Raw genomic sequence first — 24,346 nt, forward strand, 5'->3', positions numbered from 1 at the left:
GGCGCGGTTTTCCCTACTCCCCGGGGACCCGGAAATTGAACACTCCGCTGTCAAAGCGGTTGTAGCCTTCGTAGTCAACAAGATCGTATAACCGTGCGCGGGTCAGCATGCTTCCTACCTGCGCCTCCTGCGTGCCCTCCGCCTTAATCGATTCCAGCGTACGCTCGGCAGCGCCCATGGCACTACGGAGAAGGGTCACCGGATAAATGACCATGTTCACGCCAACGCCCTGGAGCTGGTCCACGGTGAACAGGTCGCTCTTACCGAACTCTGTCATGTTGGCCAGGATGGGCACGTCCACGGCTTCCCGGATGGCCTGGAACTCGCTGAGGTCCTTCATCGCCTCCGGGAAGATGGCGTCCGCGCCGGCTTCCACGAGGGCCCGGGCGCGGTCCTGTGCAGCCTCCAGCCCGTCCACGGCGCGGATGTCGGTGCGGGCCATGATCAGGAAGTTGGGGTCCCGGCGGGCGTCGGCGGCGGCGCGGATCCGCTTGGTTGCCGTCTCCAGGTCCACCACGTTTTTGCCGTCGAGGTGCCCGCAGCGCTTGGGGTTGAACTGGTCCTCGATGTGCAGCCCGGCAAGGCCCGCGTTTTCGATTTCCTGGACGGTGCGTGCCACGTTCATCGGTTCGCCGAAGCCGGTGTCCGCGTCCACGATGGCGGGCAGGTCCGTCATCCGGGCGATCTGCCCGGCCCTGGTGGCAACTTCGGTGAGGGTGGTCAGGCCGATGTCCGGCAGGCCCAGATCGTTGGCCAAGACCGCACCTGAGATGTAGACGCCGGCGAAGCCCTTTTCCTCGATAAGGCGGGCCGAGAGTGGGTTGAACGCCCCCGGGAACTGGGCAATGGTCCCGGAAGCGAGGAGTTCCCGGAAGCGGAGGCGCTTCTGCTCGGGGGTGACCGTGGAATACAGCATCAGAACAGTCCCTTGGGTGCGGCACTGAGGTCGACGACGCCGGGGGCGGCCGTGATGTTCAGCTGATCGAGCTCGCCGGCGGCGAGTTCGGGGAGGCGTTCGACGACGGCGAGGAACCTTTCGATTTCTTCTTCCTCGACCAGGCCCGCGGCGAGGGTGCGGAACTTGTTGACGTACTGCTCCCGGCCGAAGGGACGGGCGCCCAGGGGGTGTGCGTCAGCGACGGCGATCTGGTCGGTGATGACGGTTCCGTCGGTAAGGGTGATTTCCACCGAGCCGCCGAAGGCCTTCTCGGAGATGTCCAGCGAGTGGTAGCGGCGGGTCCATTCCGGATCTTCCTCGGTGCTGACTTTCTGCCACAGCTCCACCGTGTCCGGCCTTGCTGCCCGGGCGGGGGAGTAGGAGTCCACGTGGTGCCAGGCGCCGTCCTGCAGGGCGACAGTGAAGATGTAGGGGATGGAGTGGTCAAGGGTTTCCCGCGAGGCGGTGGGGCTGTACTTCTGCGGATCGTTTGCCCCTGACCCGATCACGTTGTGCGTGTGGTGGCTGGTCCTGATCAGCACGGACTTCACGTTCGCCGGATCCGCAACCGCGGGGTGCTCACGGTTCAGCTTCCGGGCCAGGTCGATCCACGCCTGAGCCTGGTACTCGGCGGAGTGTTCCTTGGTGTAAGTGTCCAGGATGGCGCGCTTGGCTTCGCCGGCTTCGGGCAGGGGTACTTGGTAGGAGGCGGCCGGGCCGTCCAGCAGCCAGGCGATCACACCGTCCTCACCTTCGTAGATGGGAACGGGGGAGGTCTGTCCGCGCATCGCCCGGTCAGCCGCTTCCACGGCCATCTTTCCGGCGAACGCCGGGGCGTGGGCCTTCCACGTGGAGATCTCGCCTTTGCGCGACTGCCGAGTGGCCGTGGTGGTGTGCAGGGCCTGGCCCACGGACTGGAAGATTGTTTCGACGTCGAGCCCCAGCAGGGTGCCGATTCCCGCCGCGGCGGAAGGGCCCAGATGGGCAACGTGGTCGATCTTGTGCTTGTGCAGGCAAATCGCCTTCACCAGGTTCACCTGGATCTCATACCCCGTGGCGATCGCCCGAACCAGGTCCCGGCCGTTTGACCCTACGTGCTGGCCCACGGCGAGGATGGGCGGAATGTTGTCCCCCGGGTGGGAGTAGTCCGCAGCAAGGAACGTGTCGTGGTAGTCCAGCTCGCGCACCGCCACGCCGTTGGCCCACGCGGCCCATTCGGGAGAGACGCGCTCGCCGATCCCGAAGACTTTTGCGCCCTTTCCGCCGGAGCTGGGGCCGTGGGTCAGTGCCTGCGCCCGGGCTGCCGCGATCGGGGCCCTGTTTAGCGAGGCAACGGCCACCGAAGCGTTGTCGATGACCCGGTTGATCACCATCTCCGTGACGTCGGCGGGCACTTCCACGGGGTCGGCGGCAACCCTGGCGATTTTGTGCGCGAGCTGGTCCTCGCGGGGCAGGTTTTCCTCGCTCTTGTAGACGCGGACGTGGTGTTCCTTGACCATGGTGCTCCTTAGCGGGATGGATGGGTGGCTTTGATGTGGGACAGGCTGCGGTGCAAGTGGAGGGTGGTGGCGGCCTGCGCCAGGCGCGGGTTCCGGATGGCAACGGCCTCGGCAATGGCGGCATGTTCGGCCGCTGCCGCGGTGAGCCGGGCAGCGTCGTCGGCTGCGAGGCGGCGGATACGGACCAGGTGCACCCGGAGGCTCCGCATGGCCTGGGCAAGGTAGGCATTGGAAATGGCGGCGTCAACGGCGGAGTCCAGCCGGTCCACCAGCAGGTAATAGTCCTGCAGGGCGGGAGCGGTGCCGGTGATGAGCGACGGCGCTGCCCGGAACTCCGCCTCAAGCCCGCGGAACGTTTCCGGGTCACCCCGTTCTGCGGCCAGGGCAGCAGCCTTTCCTTCGAGCGTCTCCCGCAGTTCAAACAGTTCGTCGATGTCCTCCAGCGAAATGTCGGTAACGACGACGCCGCGGCCGCCCGCCGTCGTCAGTCCTTCTGCAGTGAGGCGCCCCAGCGCCTCCCGGAGCGGCGTGCGTGAAACGCCCAGGCGTTCGGCCTGCTCCACTTCGGCAAGCAGGGCGCCCGGCTGGAGCCTCCACTGCACGATGTCATCGCGGAGCGCGGCGTAGGCGCGGTCGCTGGCTCGCACTGGTTGTCCCTTCGCTGGCATTGCCCCAGTGTATACACGAGCGGGCCATTTTGGGAGATTACTCCAAATCTGTGGCGAAACTACGGTCCCATGTATACAACATCGTCTGGACTTGCGGCCGACGGTAGCCTGCCGGAAACCAGGGCAATGTCAGCGGACGCTCCACCGGTATTCATTCTCCGGCCGGCCCGGCGTGCCATAGCGGGCCGTCCTGGATACCGTTCCGGCGTCGGCCAAGTACTCCAGGTAGCGGCGCGCGGTGACCCGGGACATGCCCAGCGCATCCATGACCTCAGTGGCGGACACGGCGCCCTGCTGCAGCTTCATGAATTCCTGGACGGACGCCAGGGTGGACCCCGAGAGCCCCTTGGGCAGGGGCAGTTCGGACGGTGCCCGCAGGCTGGCGAACGCCTGGTCCACGTCCGTTTGGGAGGCCCCTGCCTTCCCGTAGCCGCCTTGCGGGCCCGCCAGTTGCTGCCTGAACTGCTGGTAGCTTGCCAGCTTGTCCGCGAAGGTCGCATAGGTGAAGGGCTTGATCAGGTACTGGACCACACCGATGGCAACGGCGCTGCGCACAATGGCGAGTTCGCGGACTGCCGTGATGGCGATGATGTCCGCCAGTATTCCGGCCGACCTCATCCGGCGGGCGATGTCCAGGCCGTGGAGGTCAGGCAGGTTCATGTCCAGCAGGACAAGTTCCACCGGGTTTCCCGCGGCGGTGAACTCGCTGAGCAGCCGCAGGGCGGACTGGCCGTCCGGGGCGGTGCCGGCGAGTTCGAAGCCTGGCAGCCGCCCCACGTAGGCTGCATGCGCGGCGGCTGCGATCGCCTCGTCCTCAACGACGAGGACCCGGATGTTGCTCACTGTTTGTGCTCCTTCTGTGCTGGCACCGCTGCGGGGAGGAACACTTCGAACTTTGCGCCGCGCCGTCCATTGATGGTCAGGCTACCTCCCAGGCGCTGCACTGCCTGCCGCACCAGGGCGAGCCCGATGCCCCGGCCGCCCGGACCCGCCGGCTTGGTGCTGAACCCGTGCCGCAGGATGTTCTCCGCTGCGGACTGATCAATACGGGGCCCGGAATCGTGCACGGTGATGTCCAGTCCCTCCTCATCGGACTCCACCGTGAGCTCCACCCGCCGCGGCGGCGGGCCGTCCGCGGCGGCATCCATGGCGTTGTCCAGCAGGTTACCCAGGATGGTCACCAGGTCCTGGACTGCAATTCCCGCCACACTGGCTGTGCCCAGCGCCGTTACATCCAACTGCACGCCGCGTTCGTGCGCTTCGGCCACCTTGCCCATCACCAGGGCTCCAAGAACGGGTTCGTCCACGGAGCTGACCATGTCATCCGTCAGTTGCTGGCTGAGCTCCAGGTCCTTTGTCGCGAAGGCCAGGGCCTCCTGGGTGCGGCCCAGTTCCAGCAGTGAAACCATGGTGTGCAGCCGGTTGGCGTGCTCGTGCGTCTGGGCGTGGAGGGCATCAGAGAGGGTGCGCATCGTTTCCAACTCGCTGCCGAGGGCTTCGATTTCGGTGCGGTCCCGCAGCGTAGCCACGGTGCCGTACACGGGGGTTTTGCCGCGGCTGCCGGGAGACTCCGGCCCCTTGGCCGGTCCCTGGTTGACCACCAGGATGCGGGAACCAGTGAGGATAATCTCGTCCTTGGCGCTGCGCCCCGACTCGAACAGGGTCCGCAGCCCCTCTTCAAGCGGCAGGTCCTCCAGCGACGGCGGCCGGGTGGGGTCTTTGCTGCCGGGACCGTCCAGGCCCAGCAGCTCGGCCGCCTGGTCGTTGTACATCACCACGCGGCCTTTTGTGTCGATGAGGATCAGCCCCTCCCGCACGGAATGCAGCACCGATTCGTAGTACGCGAACAGCTGGGCCAGCTGCTCCGGTCCCCAGCCGCGTGTGACGCCCCGGAGGTACCGGCCGAGCAGCCACGAGGCCAGCGAACCGCCCACCAGCAGGGCAAGGCCGATGGCCAGGAGGGCGGGCAGCCGCCCGGCGAAGGCAACATCCACCGTCCGCACGGTGACACCCACTGAGACCATGGCCTTCACCACTCCGGCGCCGTTCTTAACCGGAACGATGGTCCGCACCGATGGCCCAAGGGTTCCTGCCACGACCTCCGTGTACTCCTCACCCCGAAGAGCGGGGTCAATGGAGCCGATATAGGGCCGTCCCAGTTCCTCGTCCCGGGGATGCGTCCACCGCGTTCGGTCCGGTGCCATGATGGTGATGAAGTCGACGTCGGTGGCCGCCATGACGTCCTCGGCGTAGGGCTGCAGGATGGACGAGGGGTCCCGGGCAGCGGAAGCTTCCAGCACCAGGGGACTGGCGGCGATGGAAGCAGCTATTCCGGCCATCCGCCGGCCAGCTTCGTCATAGGTGCGGTCGCGGGCGTCCACAAAGGTGGCCGATCCAACGATGGCGATGAATGCCACCACAATAAGCAGGTTCGCCACAAAAAGCCGTCGGGCGATACTCCAGCGGTGGATCATCTGTACCTCCGACCAATATGTGCGCCACGACCAATATGAACGCAACGGTGAGCTGGATCACCACGTGCCCAATGATGGATATCACACCGGAGGACGTGTCGAGCCCAGAGACTGTGCCGCAGCGTCTATCAGATTATCCAAAGGAGACACATCATGGCTTCTCAACGAGGAGAGTCGCTTGACACCGTGAAGACGCGGCGCAAGGGCATCGACAAATCGCATTACCTCTACATCGCGGTCATTGCTGCCGTTATCCTCGGCGCAGTGGTGGGCCTGATGTTCCCCGAGGTGGGTAAATCCCTCAAGCCGCTAGGCGACGGATTCATCAAGCTCATCAAGATGATGATCGCCCCGATCATTTTCTGCACCATCGTCCTTGGCATCGGTTCCATCGCAAAAGCCGCAACGGTGGGCAAGGTTGGCGGCCTGGCGCTGGGCTACTTCGTCCTGATGTCCACGTTCGCACTCGGCATCGGCCTGGTGGTGGGCAACCTGATCCACCCGGGCGAAGGTTTGAAACTGGCGGCCTACGACCCCAATAAGAAGGCGGAAGTAGACAGCACGGTTGCCTTCCTCCTGGGCATCATTCCCGGTGATATTCCCGTTCTGCCCACTCTGTTTGCCGCGATCCTCGTTGGCTTCGCGCTGCAGAAGATGGGCCCGCAGGGCGCCCCCATCCTGAAGGCCGTCGGCCACGGCCAGGTCCTCGTGTTCCGCATCCTGATCATGATCATGTGGCTTGCCCCCGTGGGCGCCTTCGGTGCCATCGCCGCCGTCGTGGGAGCTACAGGATTCCAGGCCATTGTCAGCATGTTCACCCTGATGGCCGCCTTCTACATCACCTGCGCCCTGTTCATCATCATCATCCTGGGCGGCCTGCTTAAGGTGGTCACCGGCGTCAACATCTTCAAGCTGATGAAGTACCTGGGCCGCGAATATCTCCTCATCTTCTCCACGTCCTCCTCCGAGGCAGCACTGCCCCGCCTGATCGCCAAGATGGAACACCTCGGCGTCTCCAAGCCCGTTGTTGGCGTCACGGTACCCACCGGCTACTCCTTCAACCTTGACGGCACGGCCATCTACCTGACCATGGCATCCCTGTTCGTCGCCAATGCCATGGGGACCCCGCTGGACCTGGGCGCCCAGGTCTCACTGCTGATCTTCATGATCATCGCCTCCAAGGGCGCCGCCGGTGTCACCGGCGCCGGCCTTGCCACCCTGGCCGCCGGCCTGCAGGCCCACAAGCCTGAACTCCTCGGCGGCGTCGGCATGATCGTCGGCATCGACCGGTTCATGTCCGAGGCCCGCGCCCTCACCAACTTCACGGGCAACGCCGTGGCCACCATCCTGATCGGCACCTGGGTCAAGGAGATCGACGGCGTCCAGGTTGACCAGGTCCTCTCCGGCGAACTGCCCTTCGATGAGCAGACCATGATTGCCGGCCATGCAGAGCACGCAGTTACTGAAACCGAGGCGCGGCCGGTGCCCGTCAACGCCTAAGCCCCAACACCGGCGACTCGCCGCAAATGCCCCCGCAGCCTTCGCTGTGGGGGCCTTTGCGTGCCGGCAAAAAAGCAACCTTCTACCTCAGCTAGAGGGTCAAGGCTCAACATTCGCGGAAAGTCAAGTTGCCTCGAATACCGTGTCGGGCGCTGTAGCCTTGGGAAGAAGAAGGAGCGTTGCTGGCCAGCCAGCGGCAGGAAATCAACGTCATCGAAAGTGTGGATAGATACGTGAGCAGCGAACAGGGTTCAGCAACTCTGGAGGGCACGCAATTCGACCTGGAAGACGCGGTGATGGGACCCACAGGGCGCCCCTACCGCGAGTTCCCGGAACCCGCGCCCCTGGCCTCCCACGGTCCGGCCCGCGTCATCGCCATGGTCAACCAAAAGGGCGGCGTCGGGAAGACCACCTCCACCATTAACCTGGCGGCAGCACTGGCTGAGTACGGCCGCCGTGTGCTCCTGGTTGACTTCGATCCCCAGGGTGCCCTGTCTGCCGGCCTGGGCGTGAATCCGCATGAACTCGACCTCACCGTCTATAACGTGCTGATGGACCGCAAGGTGGACATCCGGGATGCCATCCACCAGACCGGCGTCGAAAACGTGGACCTGCTTCCCGCGAACATCGACCTCTCAGCCGCGGAAGTCCAGTTGGTCAACGAGGTGGCCCGCGAGCAGGTCCTTGACCGCGCCCTCAAAAAGGTGGAAGACGACTACGACGTCGTCCTTATCGACTGCCAGCCGTCCCTTGGCCTCCTGACCGTCAACGCGCTGACCGCTGCGCACGGCGTCATCATCCCGCTCATCTGCGAGTTCTTTGCCCTCCGCGCTGTGGCGCTGTTGGTGGAGACCATCGACAAGGTCCAGGACCGGCTCAACCCGCGCCTGCAGGTGGATGGTGTGCTGGCCACTATGTACGACGCACGGACGCTGCACAGCCGCGAGGTCATCACCCGTTTGGTGGAAGCCTTCGGTGACAAAGTCTTCGAGACCGTCATCAAGCGCTCCATCAAGTTCGCCGACGCCACCGTCGCCGCGGAACCCATCACCAGCTATGCGGGCAACCACGTGGGCGCCGACGCCTACCGCAGGTTGGCCAAAGAACTGATTTCGCGCGGCGGCGCACCCTAGCCACGCAGTGGCCGAATCCAAGCCCGGCTTCGAGGTACGGCTGGCCAACTTCACGGGTCCCTTCGACCTCCTGCTCGGACTGATTGCAAAGCACCAGCTGGACATCACCGAGGTGGCCATAGCCACGGTGACCGACGAATTCATCAAGTACATCCGGAATCTGCAGAAACTGGGCGAGGAGTGGGCCCTGGATGAGGCCAGCGAGTTCCTGGTCATCGCGGCTACGCTGCTGGACCTCAAGGCTGCCCGCCTCCTTCCTGCCGGGGAGGTCGAGAACGATGAAGACATCGCGCTGCTTGAAGCCAAGGACCTGCTCTTCGCCCGGCTGCTCCAGTACAAGGCCTTCAAACACGTGGCAGGCCTCCTGGGCGAAACCCTGCACCAGGAGGCTATGCGCTTTCCGCGGCAGGTGGCGCTGGAGGGACACTTCTCGGCCATGCTTCCCGAGCTCGCCTGGAAGCACACTCCGGAACAGTTTGCCCGCCTGGCCGAGGCCGCCCTGCAGCCCAAGGCCCCAAAGCCAACCGAGGTGGGCCTGGCGCACCTGCATGGCGGCAATGTCAGCGTGAAGGAGCAGGCAGAAGTGATGGGCCTGCGGCTACAACTTGAATCGCCGCTGACCTTCCGGGCCCTGATCGCCGATGCCGAGTCCACCCTGGTGGTGGTTGCAAGGTTCCTTGCCCTCCTTGAGCTGTTCCGGGACAAGGCCGTTACCTTCGACCAGCTCTTGCCGCTGGGGGACCTGGCAGTCCATTGGACTGCCAGGAACGGGGAATGGTCGGCGGAAAACCTGAGTGAAGAATTCGAGGAGCAGTTGTGACTGAGCAGGCAACAGAAGCCAAGACTGAGGGGGAGCCGGGCGTCGAAAGCCTCCCCGGCGGGGCCAAAGCCGCCCTCGAGGCGGTGCTCATGGTCATAGATGAGCCCGCCACGGAGGAAGAACTGGCGGCAGGACTCGAACTTTCCGTTGCCGCCGTCGCTGCCCTGCTCGCAGAACTTCAGCTGGATTATAGCGGCTATACTGTTAAAGCCCCGGATATGGATCAAGCCAGTGGAACTGGCTTTGGCTCCAGCCCCCGGGGTTTTGAATTGCGGAAGGTCGCCGGTGGTTGGCGGATCTACTCCCGTGCCGAGTTCGCCCACATCGTGGGCAGATATGTGCTGGAGGGCCAAACAGCCAGGCTTACCCAGGCCGCCCTGGAAACGCTCGCGGTCATTGCATACCGCCAGCCGGTCTCCAGGGCCAGGGTGTCCGCAATCAGGGGAGTCAATGTTGACTCCGTCGTACGGACGCTCGCCCAGCGCGGACTGATCGAGGACTCGGGAACGGATCCCGAGTCCGGCGCCATCCTCTACCGGACCACTTCATATTTTTTGGAGCGGATGGGAATCAGCTCGGTGGCTGAGCTGCCGCAGCTGTCCCCGCACCTCCCGGGGCTGGACGGCATCGCGGAGTTCTACGACACCGAAGGAATGTAGCCGAGGCACCACCCCGGCTGCACGCAAGAGTACTTACAAGCGCAGATTATTTCTGCACGGCTGGCTAGGGTTGTCCTTGGACACCTTTCCGGTCAATATATCGAAGGACGGGTCATGACACAGGCGGGACGCCAGGGTTCACCACGTAACAGTTCGGGACGTAACGGTTCGGAACGCAACGCATCACAGCGCAACACCTCCCAGGGAGGCAACTCGGGCGGCGGCTTCCGAGGCGGAGCCGCCAAGCGCGGCGGCGGATTCGGCAGCGACCGCCCGCAGCGCGCACCCAAGCCGCGCGAGGAGCGCTTCGTCGATCCGGACGAGGCTGCTGCCGGCACCCAGCCAGGTCGCGGGGCCGCGGAACCCAGATCCGCCAAGCCTTCTTCGCGGAAGCCTGCCGCCCGCAAGCCGGGCGCCAAGAAAGCACCCGGAACGCCGGGTGCCCTGAAGCCAAAACCACGTACCGGCGCCCCGGGAGCTGCAGCTTCCCGTGCCTTCGGCAGCGAACGCTTCGGCCAGAACCTCGGCCCGGTCCGCCGGCCCTCACGTAAAAAAAGCCCGCGCGGCGAGGTTCCCCAGTCGGAACTGCATGATGCCGACGGCGTCCGCCTGCAGAAGGTCATGGCCTCCGCAGGGGTAGCGTCACGCCGCGTCTGCGAGGAGATGATTGCCGAGGGCCGGGTGGAAGTGGACGGCCAGGTCGTCACCGAACTGGGTGTCCGTATCGACCCGAAAACCGCTGTCATCCACGTTGACGGACTCCGGATCCAGCTGGACGAAAACCTGATCTACATGGTGTTCAACAAGCCCAAGGGCGTTGTTTCCACCATGGAGGATCCCGAGGGCCGGCCCTGCATCAGCGACTTCCTGCGCCACCAGCAGGGCGAACGCCTGTTCCATGTGGGCCGGCTCGACGTCGCCACCGAGGGGCTGCTGCTGCTGACCAACGACGGCGAACTCGCCAACCGCCTGACGCACCCCTCCTACGAGGTGCCCAAGACGTACCTGGTACAGGTCCGGGGCCCCTTCCCGCAGGGTATCGGCGCCAAGCTCAAGGAAGGCTTGGAACTGGAGGACGGCTTCGCCTCGGTGGATTCCTTCCGGCTCGTTGACTCCACTCCGGGTCATGTGCTGATCGAGGTAGTACTGCACTCCGGCAAGAACCGCATCGTCCGCCGCCTGTTCGATGCCGTCGGTTTCCCGGTCCTGCGACTGGTCCGCGTCAAGGTGGGTCCCATCGGTCTGGGTGACCAGCGCCAGGGAAGCATCCGCAACCTCGGCAAGCAGGAAGTCGGCCATTTGCTGGCATCCGTAGGACTCTGAGGCATGTCCGCTTTCCAAAGCCAGGGCCGCGGGCACCTGGACGGTCCGGTGGTGGTCATCGGCACGGGGCTGCTGGGCACCAGCATTGGGCTGGGCCTGCGCGGCCGCGGTGTGCCGGTTTTCCTTTCTGACCCTTCCCCCACCAACCAGGCTGTTGCGGTGGATATTGGCGCAGGCCAGCCCCTGACCGGGCTTGCCGGCGCTGCACCGCAGTTGGTGGTGGCGGCTGCCCCGCCGGATGTCACGGCGGATGTTGTGGCAAAAGCGCTGGCTGACTACCCGGACTCCGTGGTGGTGGACATCGCAAGTGTCAAGGCCGAGATCCTCTCGGCGCTGCGCAGCCGCGGCGTGGACCTTTCCCGCTACGTGGGCACACACCCCATGGCCGGGCGGGAGAAGTCCGGGCCGGTCGCAGCCCGCGGGGAGCTCTTTACCTCGATGCCCTGGGTGGTGTGCCCTTCAGAGGAAACGTCCGGGGCGGCCCTCCAGACGGCCCGCTCACTGGCCACGGACCTGGGAGCGGTTGTTTCCCAGTTCACTGCAGACGAACACGATGAAGCTGTGGCCCTGGTGTCGCACCTGCCCCAGGTCATGTCCTCGCTGTTGGCCAGCCGGCTGCAGGGAACACCGCTGCATGCGTTGTCTCTTGCGGGCAACGGATTGCGGGACGTCACCCGGATAGCAGCCAGTGATCCAGCCCTCTGGGTCCAGATCCTGGGCGGCAACGCGGCGAAGGTGGTCGAGATCCTCTACGGTGTCCGGGAGGACCTCAACCGTCTGATCGGCACGCTCGAAGACCCCAATGCCCCCGGTGCCAGGCTTGATCTCGCACAGTTGATGAGCGAAGGCAACGCAGGCCAGGCCAGGATTCCCGGCAAGCACGGCGGGCCTCCCCAGGCGTATTCGTGGCTTACCGTCCTGGTGGACGATAAACCGGGCCAGATTGCCCGGCTCCTCACCGAGATTGGTGAGATCGGCGTGAACCTGGAGGACCTGCGTCTGGACCACTCGTCGGGCCAAAACGTGGGTATGGTGGAAATCTCCGTGTTGCCGAACAAGCATGACCACCTGATCGAAGCACTCAACGACCGCGGATGGCGGGTACTCCAGTAATGACACAAGAACTTCTTGACACCCTGCCCGCGCTGCGCGTCGGCAGGCCGCTGGTTGTTGCCATCGACGGCCCGTCAGGCTCCGGCAAGTCCAGCGTCAGCAAGGAAGTGGCCCGCAGGCTCCGGCTGGCCTACCTGGACACCGGCGCGATGTACCGAGCACTCACCTGGTACTGCGTCACCAAGGGCATTGACCTGGAGGATGGTGCGGCAGTGGAGCAGGCGTCCCGGGACCTGGTCCTGGACATGAGCACCGGCCCGCAGGAGGAATACGTCCGCGTGGACGGAGTTGACGTCACAGACGCCATCCGTGAGCCTGCCATCTCCTCAGCAGTCAGTGCCGTGGCCACCACCCTTGGGGCCAGGACCGAGCTCATCCGGCGCCAGCGCGAATTGATTGACAGGCACCACCGCCGGATGGTGGTGGAAGGCAGGGACATCACCACCGTCGTCGCGCCCGGGGCTGAAGTGCGGATGCTGCTTACGGCCAGCGAGGAAGCACGGCTGCGCCGGCGCGGAATCCAGCTCGGCGGCACCCAGAACGCCGAGCAGCTGGCGGCGCAGGTGACCCACCGCGACGCCAAGGACTCCACGGTGGTCAACTTCACGCAGGCCGCTTCCGGCGTCGTGACCCTGGATTCTTCTGACTTGGACTTCGACCAGACGGTTGCCGCAGCCCTCGTGATTGTGACGAAGGTCCTTAACCGTGACTGATTCAACGTTGGTCAAGCCCAAGCCGGACATCCCGTCCGGTTGGACCATGACCTGGAGCAGGCCCGTTGGCTGGATCCTGGACCACCTTGTCTACCGGACGTCCGTCAGCGGCCGCGACAATGTTCCCACTGGCGGTCCGGTGATTTTTGCAGGCAACCACATCAGCTTCCTGGACGGGCCGGTGATGTTCGGTGCGTCACCGCGCCCCATGCACATCCTGGTGAAACAGGAGATGTTTAAAGGCTTCCTGGGCGGGGTGCTCACCGCATCCGGGCAGATGCCAGTGGACCGGGCGGGCGACCGTGCGGCGCTTCAGCGCTGCAAGGACGTGCTCGACGCCGGCCGTTGCGTCGGGATTCTTCCCGAAGGCACCCGGGGGAGCGGGGCAGCCGCGGACATCAACGGCGGCGTGGCCTGGCTGGCGCTGAACTCCGGAGCTCCGGTAGTGCCGGTGGCCATCCTGGGCACCCGCAAGGGGGACGAGCACTTGGATTCGGTGCCGCGGCCGGGCAGGCGTTTCCACGTCCGCTTCGGGAATGCGCTGACGTTAACCCGCAGGGCAGGGGAAAGCGGCCGTGCTTCAATGGACAGGGCGGCACTGGAGATCCGGGCGGCATTGTCAGGGCACGTGCAGGATTCCATTCAGCTCACGGGGCAGCCCCTGCCGGATGCAGATTTTTCCAAAGACTTCACAGCAGTAGCCGGGACGCCGGCAGATGACCACTAAGGACAATGCAATGAGCGACACAACCCAAACTTCCGGCCATTCCGGCGCCGGCGACGACGAATACACCCCCACAGGCACCGATCAGGTGGCCGAGCGGCTCGCGGCGATTGACGACGACGAGGCTGAGCTTCGTGCGGCGTCCCTCCGGGCAGGCCTGGAGGACTACGACCTTGACGACGACGACGCCGCGCTGCTCAGCGGCGAATACGGCGACGAGGACTATGATGGCCCGGTCAAGCTGGACCCCGTCCTGGCCATCATCGGACGCCCCAACGTGGGCAAGTCCACCCTCGTCAACCGCATCCTTGGCCGCCGCGAAGCAGTGGTGGAAGATACCCCGGGTGTAACCCGTGACCGCGTAATGTACTCGGCCAACTGGAACGGCCGCAACTTCACCCTGGTGGACACCGGGGGCTGGGAACACGACGCCCGCGGCATCCACGCCCGCGTGGCGGAGCAGGCCGAAATGGCCGTTGAGCTCGCCGACGCAGTCCTCTTCGTTGTGGATTCCGCGGTGGGCGCCACCGCCACTGACGAAGGCGTGGTGAAGATGCTGCGCCGCAGCAAGAAGCCGGTCATCATGGTGGCCAACAAGGTTGACGACTTCGCGCAGGAGGCCGACTCCGCCACCCTTTGGGGCCTCGGCTTCGGCGAGCCCTATCCCGTGTCTGCGCTGCATGGCCGCGGCGTGGCCGACCTGCTTGACCACGTCATGGACACCCTTCCCGAGTTCTCCACCGTCGAGGGAACGGACCGATCCGGCGGTCCCCGCCGGATCGCACTGATCGGACGCCCCAACGTGGGCAAGTCCTCGCTGCTGAACAAGCTGGCCGGTACCGAGCGCGTGGTGGTGGACAACACCGCCGGCACCACCCGTGACCCCGTGGACGAATTCATTGAACTCGGCGGCCGCACCTGGCGGTTCGTGGATACGGCAGGCATCCGTCGCCGCCAGCACATGGCACAGGGCGCCGACTACTACGCCTCCCTGCGTACGCAGGCCGCGCTCGAGAAGGCGGAAGTCGCCGTCGTGCTCCTCGCCGTGGATGAGGTCCTCAGCGAGCAGGACGTCCGGATCCTGCAACTTGCCATTGAGTCGGGCCGCGCCATGGTGCTTGCCTACAATAAGTGGGACCTGCTCGATGACGAACGCCGCTCTTACCTGGAGAAGGAAATCGAACGGGACCTGGCCCACGTGGCTTGGGCTCCGCGCGTCAACATCTCCGCTTTGACCGGCTGGCACAAAGACCGCCTGGTCCCTGCCTTGGACCTGGCGCTGGAAAACTGGGACAAGCGCATTGCCACAGGACGGCTCAACGCCTTCCTCGGCGAGCTCGTGGCGGCGCATCCGCACCCCGTCCGCGGCGGGAAGCAGCCGCGCATCCTCTTCGGCACCCAGGCCTCAAGCAGGCCCCCGAAGTTCGTGCTGTTCACCACTGGATTTTTGGACCCCGGATACCGGCGCTTCATCACCCGCCGGCTGCGGGAAACCTTTGGCTTTGAGGGCACCCCCATCGAGGTCAACATGCGTGTCCGGGAAAAGCGCGGCAAGAAGCGTTAATTCCGACACACGAGGGCTTCGAAACCCGGAAAGTGTCACAGGCACCCTTCGGAATCGTGTAAGCTCTTCTAGGTGGTTCGGCCGGACTGCTGGTGGAAATCTACAGGTTAGCCTGCGGGTGAAGCACAGCGGAGAACGGCGGAACTAACGGGCTGTAGCGCAGCTTGGTAGCGCACTTGACTGGGGGTCAAGGGGTCGCAGGTTCAAATCCTGTCAGCCCGACCATGAAGGCCGGAGCCACGCGGAAACGCGTGGCTCCGGCCTTTTTCTTGTCTTCCGGTCCATCTGGCCGGGTCACTTGAGTACACGCGAACGGCCCGGCTCGGGGACTGAACGTGAGGCAGTGAGCGCCGTTTTCCGGACCCTCGTGAAATCAGTTTCCGTCCACTCGTTATGGTCGTTGGGGGACGTGGCAACCTTCATAGTGAGGTGATTCGGGGCTGGGAAGACCCAGGCTTTTGTTACGCCGCACCGCGGTCCCATGGATGGCGCCACCTACTTCAGGAACTTCGACGTCCTGCGGTCGGCAAGAATCTTCCCCTTCGTCTGGCAGGTGGGGCAGTACTGCAGCGCAGTATCGGCAAAGGAGACTTCCCGGACGGTGTCTCCGCACACGGGGCACGGCTCGCCGGTCCGGGCATGGACCCGCATGTGGCTGCGCTTGACGTCCTTCAGGTCCTTGGGCGGCTTGCCGCTGGCCTCGGCCAGTGCCGTACCCAGGACGCCGTGGATGGAATCGTAAAGGACCTGCACTGTTTCGCGGTCCAGGGATTTGGCGGTGGCGAAGGGGGAGATCCGGGCGGCGTGCAGGATCTCGTCACTGTACGCATTGCCTATGCCCGCAATCACGCTCTGCCTTCTTAGGAGACCCTTGATCTGCTGGGAACTGCCAGCGAGAATTTCGGCCAGCATGTCGGCGTCGAACGCCTCGGTGAACGGATCCGGCCCGAGCGTAGCGATGCCCGGCACGTCCTGGGGATCCCGCACCACGTAGACGGCCAGGCTCTTCTTGGTACCGGCCTCCGTAAGGTCGATGCCGCGCGGCCCGTCCGAGCCGGTGAAAGCAAAGCGCGCCGCGATGTGGCCCTTGCCCATCCGCAGTTGGGCGTCGGTGGGGGAGTCCGTGAAGCGCACCCAGCCCGCCCTTGCCAGATGGAACACCAGCGAAATTCCTCCGGTGTCGATGCTGACGAACTTGCCGAAGCGCCGCACGCCGGTCACCGTCCTGCCTTCCAAGGCGTTGTAGGGCGGATCGGCAGTCTTGAGGACAGCGAAGGAAACGATCTGCACTCTGGTCACCGAGGTTCCCTGCAGATGCTCGTCAAGAAATTCAGCCAGGCCGGCCACCTCGGGAAGTTCGGGCATTGCTTACCCTGCGGCTTCCCGGCGTCCCGGAAGGGTGGATACGCTCATGGGTCCCATCTTGTCAGAATCCCCGGCGAACGCCCCGGCAGTTGTGCCTATACTTTCAGCGGCGGCCCTTTTGGCCCCGTTGACATTGGTGTTCGACCCCCTTGAAAGGCCCCTGATGAGCAACATTCCCGAAGACCTGTCCTACACCGCCGAACATGAATGGGTTTCTGCTCCCAATGCCGACGGGGTGGTGCGGGTGGGCATCACCGACTTCGCCCAGGACGCACTGGGCGATGTCGTCTACGCCCAGATGCCGGAAGTGGGCACCAGGATTACGGCGAACGAAGTTGTTGGTGAAGTTGAATCCACCAAGAGCGTCAGTGACATCTACGCGCCGGTCACCGGAGAGGTAGTGGCCCGCAATGATTCCCTTGACACGGATTCTGCGCTGATCAACACCGATCCCTACGGAGACGGCTGGCTCATTGAAGTCAAACTCGCCGAAGCGGACGCCGTTGAGTCGTTGCTCAGTGCATCCGAGTACGAACAACAGGTAGGCTAAAAGCTAACCGGTGAATCCGGTCCGGCCAGCTGTGCAGACAATACGTCTTCGCATGTCAGCGGCCGGATCGGAGCCGGTGCAGGACCTGCGAGGCAGGCCTGGACGGCAAATGTTACTTGCAGGCGTGAGAGCTGCAGCAGAAGAGGAGGAATCCATGGCTGGCCACACAAACAACCCTGCCGATGGGGAATACGGCAATGGTGCGGCCAGGGCGTCGGAGACCACCTCGATCCATCTCACCCCGGTGCGCGATGAGCCTACGATTGCACCAAAACTCTCGTCCGACGAGCGCAGCTCCGTCGAGGCATTGCCGGCGGGCTCCGCGCTCCTGGTTGCGCACAGTGGCCCCAACGCCGGTGCCCGCTTCCTGCTCGACTCGGATGTCACCACCGCGGGCCGTCACCCCGATGCCGACATCTTCCTGGACGACGTCACGGTTTCCCGCCGGCACGTCGAATTCCGGCGCACTGCGCGGAGCTTCGAGGTGGTGGACAAGAACAGCCTCAACGGCACCTACGTGAACCACGACCGTGTGGACAGCGTGGAGCTCAAGTCCGGCAGCGAAGTCCAGATCGGCAAGTTCCGCCTCACCTTCTACCTGAGCCCTGCCAGCGCTGCAGGCCGCGCCTGATCCGGGGACCGCTGCCTGTGGCAATGGCACAACCGGAACGCCGGGGACCGCAGGTCCTGAACATCGGCGAAGTCCTCGCTCAGCTCAGCGGCGACTTCCCTGGCATGACAGCGTCAAAAATCAGGTTCCTCGAGGAAAAGGGCCTGATTAATCCCCGCCGCACTCCAGCGGGCTACCGGCAGTATTCCGACGGCGACGTGGAGCGGCTGCGCTTTGTTTTGGCTCTGCAGCGCGACCAGTACCTTCCCCTGAAGGTCATCAAGGACTACCTTGACGCCATCGACAGGGGAGAACGCCCCGAGAACCTGCCGCCCGGCGTCGTGGTGTCCCCGCGCATCGTTTCCGCTGAGCTGGCCGTGGAACTGCAGAATCGGGGGCGTAAGCTCACCGAAGAGCAGCTCCGCACGGAGTCCGGCGCCAGCGTTCCCTTGCTCCAGGCCCTTCTGAGCTTCGGCCTCATCAGCCACTCAAACGGACGGTTCGACGAGCACGCCCTCCAGGTGGCCCGGGCCTGCGTACAGCTGGAAAGCCACGGGCTCGAGCCCCGGCACCTCCGCCCCTTTCAGGCAGCTGCCGAAAGGGAATTCGGCTTGGTTGAACGCGCCGTGGCGCCGCTTGCTTCGCGCAAGGACGCCGCCTCCCAGGCACGGGCGGCGGAGGCTGCCCGCGAAATCAGTGACCTCTGCCTCGCCCTGCACCGTGCTCTGGTGCAGGACCACATCTCACGCATGGACATCTGATGATTGAAGTCGAGATCGTAGGCGTTCGGATCGAACTGCCTTCCAACCAGCCGCTGGTCCTCCTGCGGGAGATGCACGGGGAACGCCACGTGCCCATCTGGATCGGCACGCCTGAGGCCAGCGCCATCGCCCTTGCGCAGCAGGGAGTGGTTCCGCCCAGGCCCATGACGCACGACCTCCTGGTGGATGTGGTCGAGTCGTTGGGCCACTCCGTGGTCAGCGTGAACATCGTGGCCGTGGAGGACAACATTTTCTACGGCCAGCTCCAGTTCGAAAACGGCACCACTGTCAGTTCGCGTGCTTCCGATGCCCTCGCCGTCGCCCTCCGTGCCAAGTGCCGGATCTGGTGCGCCGATTCCGTAATGGACGAAGCCGGCGTCCGGATCACGGAACACGACGAGGGCGAGGACACGGAGCCCGGTCCCACCGTCGATGAAGAGCGTGAGATGCGCCGGTTCCGGGAGTTCCTGGACGACGTGGAACCCGAGGATTTCGACGGCTAAGGTCACGTTAAGGTTAAAGTCGAGGATGAAAGTTTCGACACGCCTCTTCTAAGGGCCCAACGTCTTTGACCTTGGGTCTGTGCGGGCCTAACGTCTAAGTATCGAGTTCCCATTGCTTACGGCAGCCGCGCAAGTCACACTGGAAGGTGCGCCCCGCGGAAATTACAGGCATGATCTTCATTCCTGTTGAGACTGCTGCAGTTCTTCCCGCGGAGCTTATGACAAGGAGGATCCAGGTGAGTCCCAAAGGCGAAGCAGGAGGGCTGAAACAGCCCACGGCTGGTGTTGCTGTGCCCGCAAGCGGTGCCCAGGGCCTCCTGTTCACCGAAGACCTCCCTGTCCTGGACGAAGACGCCGGATACCGGGGTCCCACCGCGTGCAAGGCAGCCGGCATAACGTACCGCCAGCTGGATTACTGGGCACGCACCGGACTTGTGGAACCTGCTGTTCGCGGCGCCGCCGGGTCGGGATCCCAGCGGCTGTACGGCTTCCGAGACATCCTCGTCCTCAAAGTCGTCAAGCGGCTGCTGGATACCGGCGTATCCCTGCAGCAGATCCGCACCGCGGTAGAACACCTGCGTGAACGCGGTGTGGAGGACCTGGCCCAGATCACACTGATGAGCGACGGCGCCAGCGTCTACGAGTGCACATCCGCGGACGAAGTCATTGACCTGGTCCAGGGCGGCCAGGGTGTCTTCGGCATCGCCGTCGGCCGCGTCTGGCGAGAGGTGGAAGGCAGCCTGGCGTCGCTTCCGAGTGAACATGCGGCTGAGCAGTCCTTTCCGGACGACGAACTGAGCAAACGGCGGGCAGCCCGCAAGATCAGCTGACGTTTCCGCCACAGCCTTTTATGAACAGCAGAGGCCGCTCTCCCCTTGGAGAGCGGCCTCTGTTGGTGATATTGCTTCCCTAGCGTGCCCGGCTGCGCAAACCGCTTCCTACCGCCATCAGGTTGGCCAGCAGGTCATCGAACAGTGCGGCGGCCGCTTTGGCGGATTCGCCGGGCCAGTGGTGCACCGGGTGGGCGGCGCCCTGGATCTGCTGCCAGTTTGCCTGCTCAGGGATTCGCGGGCTCAGGAGGAGCTCGCCGAACATGGACTCCATCTCGGCCAGCCGGTAGCTGTGCTCTGAGGACCCGGACCGCACCCGGTTGGCGACGATGCCGGCGGGTGAAAGGTTGGGCGCGAACTCCTGGCGGAAGAGCTGGATGGCCCTCATGGTCCGCTCGGTTCCCGCAACGGAGAACAGCCCCGGCTCGGCAACAAGGGCAACCTTGTCACTCGCGGACCACGCCATTCGGGTCAGGCCGTTGAGGGATGGCGGGCAGTCGATCAGGACCAGCTCGTAGTTCTCCGCGGTGGCCAGCACCGAGGACAGCCGCCGCAGGTCGCGGCGGCTGAGGTCCGGACGGTCATAGATGCCCGTGTAGGCAGAGCCGACGGCGACATCCAGGACCGCTGGACCCGAGCCGTTGGAGCGGGCCTGGGCCGTCCAGCTGCTCCCCACGACGTTCTCCGGGAGCTTGGCGCGGCGGGGGCTCTTGAGCATCCTTCCGATATCCAGCTGGTCGCCGGGGTGCACGCCCAGGGCGGTGGTCGCGTCTGCGTGGGGATCCAGGTCCACCACCAGCGTGCGGATTCCCGCGGCAAGGGCTGCAGACGCCAATCCTGTGGTGACTGAAGTCTTGCCGACTCCACCCTTGAGGCTGCTGATGCTGACTACTTGCACTGAGAGACCAAAACCTAACGCCGGATGCCGTGTTCGGAGTAATGTTTGCTTCGGCAGTGCCGAAGCCGGACGGTCCTGCCGCCCTACTCATCATATGTGGATGCGTCGGCGAATCCTGCTTTAACAGGCGTCGGCATGGCACCGACTTTGCTGCCAGGGCGGTTTCCGCCCGGCCCGGCAGAAGGGTCCGGGACATGACGGGGAAATCTGTGATGGTTGCCACAAAGATTTGTGTTTGCCCTTCCGGGTCCTAGACACTGTGACCACTCACCGATCCACCCGCGATGATGCAGGAGAAGTATGTTTTCTAAAGTTCTGGTGGCCAACCGCGGCGAAATCGCGATCAGGGCCTTCCGCGCCGGCTACGAGCTGGGCGCTAAGACCGTTGCCGTATTCCCCAATGAGGACAGGAACTCAATTCACCGCCAGAAAGCGGACGAGGCCTACCTGATCGGCGAAGAGGGCCACCCCGTCCGGGCCTACCTGGACGTTGCCGAAGTAGTGCGGGTAGCCAAGGAGTCCGGTGCGGACGCTATCTACCCCGGATACGGTTTCCTCTCGGAGAACCCCGATCTGGCGCGCGCGGCCAAGGCTGCCGGCATTACCTTTGTTGGTCCGCCGGCCGAGGTGCTGGAACTGGCAGGCAATAAGGTGGCGGCGCTGAAGGCTGCCCGCGACGCCGGCGTACCGGTCCTGAAGTCCAGCCAGCCCTCCAAAGACCTGGACGAACTTATTGCGGCTGCCGATGAGATCGGCTTCCCCATTTTTGCCAAAGCCGTAGCCGGCGGCGGTGGACGCGGCATGCGCCGGGTGGACACCCGCGAGGCACTGCCGGACGCCCTGCAGTCTGCCATGCGTGAGGCCGACGCTGCCTTCGGTGACCCCACTATGTTCCTGGAGCAGGCCGTACTGCGGCCGCGGCACATCGAAGTGCAGATCCTGGCCGACGCCGAGGGCAACGTCATGCATCTTTTCGAGCGTGACTGCTCCATCCAGCGCCGCCACCAGAAAGTCATTGAGATCGCCCCGGCCCCCAACCTGGACGAAGGCATCCGGCAGGCCCTTTACCGCGATGCCGTCAAGTTTGCCAAGGCCCTGAACTACGTCAATGCCGGAACCGTGGAGTTCCTGGTTGATACCGTGGGTGAGCGCGCCGGCCAGCACGTCTTCATCGAAATGAACCCGCGCATTCAGGTGGAGCACACGGTCACGGAGGAAGTTACCGACGTCGACCTTGTGCAGGCCCAAATGCGGATTGCCGCCGGCGAAACCCTGGCTGACCTCGGCCTTTCCCAGGACACCGTAAGGCTGCGCGGCGCTGCACTACAGAGCCGCATCACCACGGAGGACCCGGCGAACGGCTTCCGCCCCGACGTCGGAAAGATCACCGGCTACCGCTCTGCCGGCGGCGCGGGCGTACGGCTCGACGGCGGCACTGTTTACTCCGGTGCCGAGATCAGCCCCCACTTTGACTCGATGCTGGTTAAGCTCACGTGCCGTGGCCGGGATTACCCGGCCGCCGTCGCCCGTGCCCGCCGCGCCCTGGCGGAGTTCCGTATCCGAGGTGTCTCCACCAACATCTCCTTCCTCCAGGCGGTGCTCGACGACGCCGACTTCATCGCGGGCGATGTCGCCACGAACTTCATCGACGAGCGCCCCCAGCTTCTCAAGGCGCGGGTCTCCGCCGACCGCGGAACCAAGCTCCTCACCTGGCTGGCTGAAGTCACTGTCAACAAGCCGAACGGCGAGCTGACCGTGCACTCGAATCCTGCAAGCAAGCTGCCGTCCGTCAAGGACAAGCAGGCAGCGCCCGGCTCACGGCAGAGGCTCCTGGAGCTGGGACCCGAGGGCTTCGCCAAGGCCCTTCGTGAACAGAATCCAGTGGCCGTCACGGACACCACGTTCCGGGACGCCCACCAGTCCCTTCTGGCCACCCGCGTCCGTACCCGCGACCTCGTGGCGGCCGGCCCCGCGGTTACCGCCCTGATGCCGGAGCTCCTTTCGGTTGAGGCCTGGGGCGGTGCCACGTATGACGTCGCCCTGCGGTTCCTGGGCGAAGACCCTTGGGAGAGGCTGGCCGCCCTTCGCCAGGCGCTTCCGAATGTCTGTATCCAGATGCTCCTCCGCGGCCGCAACACCGTTGGCTACACGCCCTACCCTGAAGAGGTCACCGAAGCGTTCGTCAACGAGGCCGCGGCAACCGGCATTGACATCTTCCGCATCTTCGATGCTTTGAACGACGTCAGCCAGATGGCACCCGCCATCCGCGCTGTCCGGGCCACAGGCACCGCCGTCGCCGAAGTGGCCCTCTGCTACACCGGGGACATGCTGGACCCCGAAGAGAAGCTCTACACGCTGGACTACTACCTGGAGCTGGCACAGAGAATCGTGGACGCCGGAGCCCACATCCTTGCAATTAAGGACATGGCGGGCCTCCTCCGTCCAGCCGCTGCGGCCAAACTCGTCTCCGCCCTGCGGGAACGCTTCGACCTGCCGGTGCACCTGCACACCCATGACACCGCAGGCGGCCAGCTGGCCACCCTGCTGGCCGCCGTGGACGCAGGTGTGGACGCAGTGGACGTTGCCTCCGCTTCGCTGGCTGGTACTACCAGCCAGCCGTCGGCCTCAGCCCTGGTGGCGGCACTGGCACACACCCCGCGGGATACCGGCCTCAGCCTGGCCGCCGTCAGCTCGCTGGAGCCGTACTGGGAGGCGGTCCGCCGCGTCTACGCGCCGTTCGAGTCCGGACTTCCGGGCCCCACCGGGCGCGTGTACCAGCATGAGATCCCCGGCGGGCAGCTCTCGAACCTCCGGCAGCAGGCCATGGCCCTGGGACTGGGGGAGCGCTTTGAGGCGATCGAGGACATGTACACCGCCGCTGACCGCATCCTGGGCCACCTGGTCAAGGTCACCCCGTCCTCCAAGGTGGTGGGCGACCTCGCCCTGCACCTCGTGGGCCTGAACGCCGATCCGGCGGACTTCAACGAGAACCCCCAGAATTACGACATCCCGGATTCGGTTATCGGATTCCTGTCCGGCGAGCTCGGTGACCCTCCGGGAGGCTGGCCCGAGCCCTTCCGCACCAAGGCCCTCCAGGGCCGCAGCGTGAAGGTCCGCGACGTGGAGCTCAGCGCCGAAGACAGCGCCGCCTTGAAGTCCGACTCCAAGACCCGCCAGCACACGCTGAACCGGCTGCTCTTCGACGGACCCACCAAGGACTACCTGAAGAGCGTGGAGACCTACGGCAACATCTCGGTCCTGGACACCCGGGATTACCTTTACGGACTCCAGCGCGGCCAGGAACACGAGATCCAGTTGGAGAAGGGCGTGCGGTTGATCGCGTCCCTCGAAGCGGTGTCCGAGCCTGACGAAAAGGGTATGCGCACGGTTATGTGCACCCTCAACGGCCAGTCCCGGCCGGTGGTGGTCCGCGACCGTTCCGTGGTCAGCAACGTCAAGGCTGCCGAGAAGGCCGACCCCGCCCAGCCCGGCCACGTGGCAGCCCCGTTCGCCGGTGCCGTCACCGTGACCGTCAAGCCCGGCGACACCGTGAACGCGGGAGACACCGTGGCCACCATCGAAGCAATGAAGATGGAAGCGTCCATCACGACGCCGGTAGCAGGCAAGGTTTCCCGGCTCGCCATCTCCTCGGTGGAGCAGGTCCAGGGCGGCGACCTGCTGCTGGTGGTTGAGTAATAAGCC

21 protein-coding genes, 1 tRNA gene and 1 pseudogene are annotated in these 24,346 nt (G+C 64.8%); 16 read left to right on the forward strand and 7 right to left on the reverse strand.

The genetic code is table 11. From position 1 onward, the window contains the following. Positions 1 to 13 precede the first annotated feature (13 nt). The 5 genes and pseudogenes from prpB to CXQ88_RS16730 form a co-directional block, all read right to left on the reverse strand. Positions 14 to 916: a methylisocitrate lyase gene (prpB, locus tag CXQ88_RS16710; protein WP_104045267.1), complete on the reverse strand. Its 903-nt coding sequence runs from the start codon at positions 914 to 916 to the stop codon at positions 14 to 16. Then, positions 916 to 2,436, reverse strand: coding sequence for an MmgE/PrpD family protein (locus tag CXQ88_RS16715; protein WP_104045268.1), 1,521 nt, complete (start codon positions 2,434 to 2,436; stop codon positions 916 to 918). The genes prpB and CXQ88_RS16715 overlap by 1 nt, the downstream gene beginning before the upstream one ends. After that, a pseudogene (locus CXQ88_RS16720) lies at positions 2,432 to 3,083 on the reverse strand (GntR family transcriptional regulator); the annotation flags it as partial. The pseudogene CXQ88_RS16720 and the gene CXQ88_RS16715, both read right to left, overlap by 5 nt. Before the next feature lie 150 nt (positions 3,084 to 3,233). Further along, positions 3,234 to 3,947, reverse strand: coding sequence for a response regulator (locus CXQ88_RS16725; RefSeq protein WP_104045270.1), 714 nt, complete (start codon positions 3,945 to 3,947; stop codon positions 3,234 to 3,236). Further along, positions 3,944 to 5,578: a sensor histidine kinase gene (locus tag CXQ88_RS16730; RefSeq protein WP_104045271.1), complete on the reverse strand. Its 1,635-nt coding sequence runs from the start codon at positions 5,576 to 5,578 to the stop codon at positions 3,944 to 3,946. Before CXQ88_RS16730 ends, CXQ88_RS16725 begins: the two co-directional genes overlap by 4 nt. A gap of 153 nt (positions 5,579 to 5,731) precedes the next feature. Here CXQ88_RS16730 and CXQ88_RS16735 point away from each other — a divergent pair, with 153 nt between their 5' ends. The 10 genes from CXQ88_RS16735 to CXQ88_RS16780 all read left to right on the forward strand — a co-directional run bounded on the left by CXQ88_RS16735 (position 5,732) and on the right by CXQ88_RS16780 (position 15,352). Continuing rightward, positions 5,732 to 7,078, forward strand: a complete 1,347-nt coding sequence (locus tag CXQ88_RS16735; protein ID WP_104045272.1) for a cation:dicarboxylate symporter family transporter — start codon at positions 5,732 to 5,734, stop codon at positions 7,076 to 7,078. Positions 7,079 to 7,311: 233 nt separating this feature from the next. Continuing rightward, complete coding sequence (locus CXQ88_RS16740; protein ID WP_104045332.1) at positions 7,312 to 8,211, forward strand: ParA family protein; 900 nt, start codon at positions 7,312 to 7,314, stop codon at positions 8,209 to 8,211. A 7-nt stretch (positions 8,212 to 8,218) separates the two neighbouring features. Then, on the forward strand, positions 8,219 to 9,031 hold the full coding sequence (locus tag CXQ88_RS16745) for a segregation and condensation protein A (RefSeq protein WP_104045273.1): 813 nt from the start codon (positions 8,219 to 8,221) through the stop codon (positions 9,029 to 9,031). Beyond that, positions 9,028 to 9,690, forward strand: a complete 663-nt coding sequence (gene scpB, locus CXQ88_RS16750; protein WP_104045274.1) for an SMC-Scp complex subunit ScpB — start codon at positions 9,028 to 9,030, stop codon at positions 9,688 to 9,690. Before CXQ88_RS16745 ends, scpB begins: the two co-directional genes overlap by 4 nt. Before the next feature lie 114 nt (positions 9,691 to 9,804). Next, complete coding sequence (locus CXQ88_RS16755; protein ID WP_104045275.1) at positions 9,805 to 11,013, forward strand: pseudouridine synthase; 1,209 nt, start codon at positions 9,805 to 9,807, stop codon at positions 11,011 to 11,013. Positions 11,014 to 11,016: 3 nt separating this feature from the next. After that, complete coding sequence (locus CXQ88_RS16760; RefSeq protein ID WP_104045276.1) at positions 11,017 to 12,126, forward strand: prephenate dehydrogenase; 1,110 nt, start codon at positions 11,017 to 11,019, stop codon at positions 12,124 to 12,126. Continuing rightward, positions 12,126 to 12,839 carry a (d)CMP kinase gene (gene cmk / locus CXQ88_RS16765; protein ID WP_104045277.1) on the forward strand — a complete coding sequence of 238 codons (714 nt, stop codon included), beginning with the start codon at positions 12,126 to 12,128 and terminating at the stop codon, positions 12,837 to 12,839. Before CXQ88_RS16760 ends, cmk begins: the two co-directional genes overlap by 1 nt. A gap of 46 nt (positions 12,840 to 12,885) precedes the next feature. After that, positions 12,886 to 13,566, forward strand: coding sequence for a lysophospholipid acyltransferase family protein (locus CXQ88_RS16770; protein ID WP_104045333.1), 681 nt, complete (start codon positions 12,886 to 12,888; stop codon positions 13,564 to 13,566). 10 nt (positions 13,567 to 13,576) lie between these two features. Continuing rightward, positions 13,577 to 15,127: a ribosome biogenesis GTPase Der gene (gene der, locus CXQ88_RS16775; RefSeq protein ID WP_104045278.1), complete on the forward strand. Its 1,551-nt coding sequence runs from the start codon at positions 13,577 to 13,579 to the stop codon at positions 15,125 to 15,127. 148 nt (positions 15,128 to 15,275) lie between these two features. Beyond that, a tRNA-Pro gene (locus CXQ88_RS16780) sits at positions 15,276 to 15,352 on the forward strand. 270 nt (positions 15,353 to 15,622) lie between these two features. Here CXQ88_RS16780 and CXQ88_RS16785 read toward each other — a convergent pair. After that, on the reverse strand, positions 15,623 to 16,492 hold the full coding sequence (locus CXQ88_RS16785; RefSeq protein WP_104045279.1) for an Fpg/Nei family DNA glycosylase: 870 nt from the start codon (positions 16,490 to 16,492) through the stop codon (positions 15,623 to 15,625). Positions 16,493 to 16,655: 163 nt separating this feature from the next. Here CXQ88_RS16785 and gcvH point away from each other — a divergent pair, with 163 nt between their 5' ends. The 5 genes from gcvH to CXQ88_RS16810 all read left to right on the forward strand — a co-directional run bounded on the left by gcvH (position 16,656) and on the right by CXQ88_RS16810 (position 19,746). Beyond that, positions 16,656 to 17,042: a glycine cleavage system protein GcvH gene (gcvH, locus tag CXQ88_RS16790; RefSeq protein ID WP_104045280.1), complete on the forward strand. Its 387-nt coding sequence runs from the start codon at positions 16,656 to 16,658 to the stop codon at positions 17,040 to 17,042. Between the two features lie 154 nt (positions 17,043 to 17,196). Next, entirely contained in the window at positions 17,197 to 17,673 is a 477-nt protein-coding gene (locus tag CXQ88_RS16795) for an FHA domain-containing protein (RefSeq protein ID WP_104045281.1), read from the forward strand. A 23-nt stretch (positions 17,674 to 17,696) separates the two neighbouring features. Further along, complete coding sequence (ftsR, locus tag CXQ88_RS16800) at positions 17,697 to 18,413, forward strand: transcriptional regulator FtsR (protein ID WP_104045282.1); 717 nt, start codon at positions 17,697 to 17,699, stop codon at positions 18,411 to 18,413. After that, complete coding sequence (locus tag CXQ88_RS16805; protein WP_104045283.1) at positions 18,413 to 18,916, forward strand: bifunctional nuclease family protein; 504 nt, start codon at positions 18,413 to 18,415, stop codon at positions 18,914 to 18,916. The genes ftsR and CXQ88_RS16805 overlap by 1 nt, the downstream gene beginning before the upstream one ends. 236 nt (positions 18,917 to 19,152) lie before the next feature. Continuing rightward, positions 19,153 to 19,746, forward strand: coding sequence for a MerR family transcriptional regulator (locus CXQ88_RS16810; protein ID WP_009358601.1), 594 nt, complete (start codon positions 19,153 to 19,155; stop codon positions 19,744 to 19,746). A gap of 79 nt (positions 19,747 to 19,825) precedes the next feature. Here the strand turns inward: CXQ88_RS16810 and CXQ88_RS16815 are convergent, their stop codons facing one another. Next, complete coding sequence (locus tag CXQ88_RS16815; RefSeq protein ID WP_104045284.1) at positions 19,826 to 20,644, reverse strand: ParA family protein; 819 nt, start codon at positions 20,642 to 20,644, stop codon at positions 19,826 to 19,828. 300 nt (positions 20,645 to 20,944) lie between these two features. On the opposite strand from CXQ88_RS16815, the gene CXQ88_RS16820 reads away from it, so the two are divergent. Beyond that, positions 20,945 to 24,340, forward strand: coding sequence for a pyruvate carboxylase (locus CXQ88_RS16820; protein ID WP_104045285.1), 3,396 nt, complete (start codon positions 20,945 to 20,947; stop codon positions 24,338 to 24,340). The last annotated feature ends 6 nt before the right edge of the window (positions 24,341 to 24,346 follow it).

The sequence above is a fragment of the Arthrobacter sp. ZGTC412 genome (genome assembly GCF_002929215.1).
Taxonomy (GTDB): Bacteria; Actinomycetota; Actinomycetes; order Actinomycetales; family Micrococcaceae; genus Arthrobacter.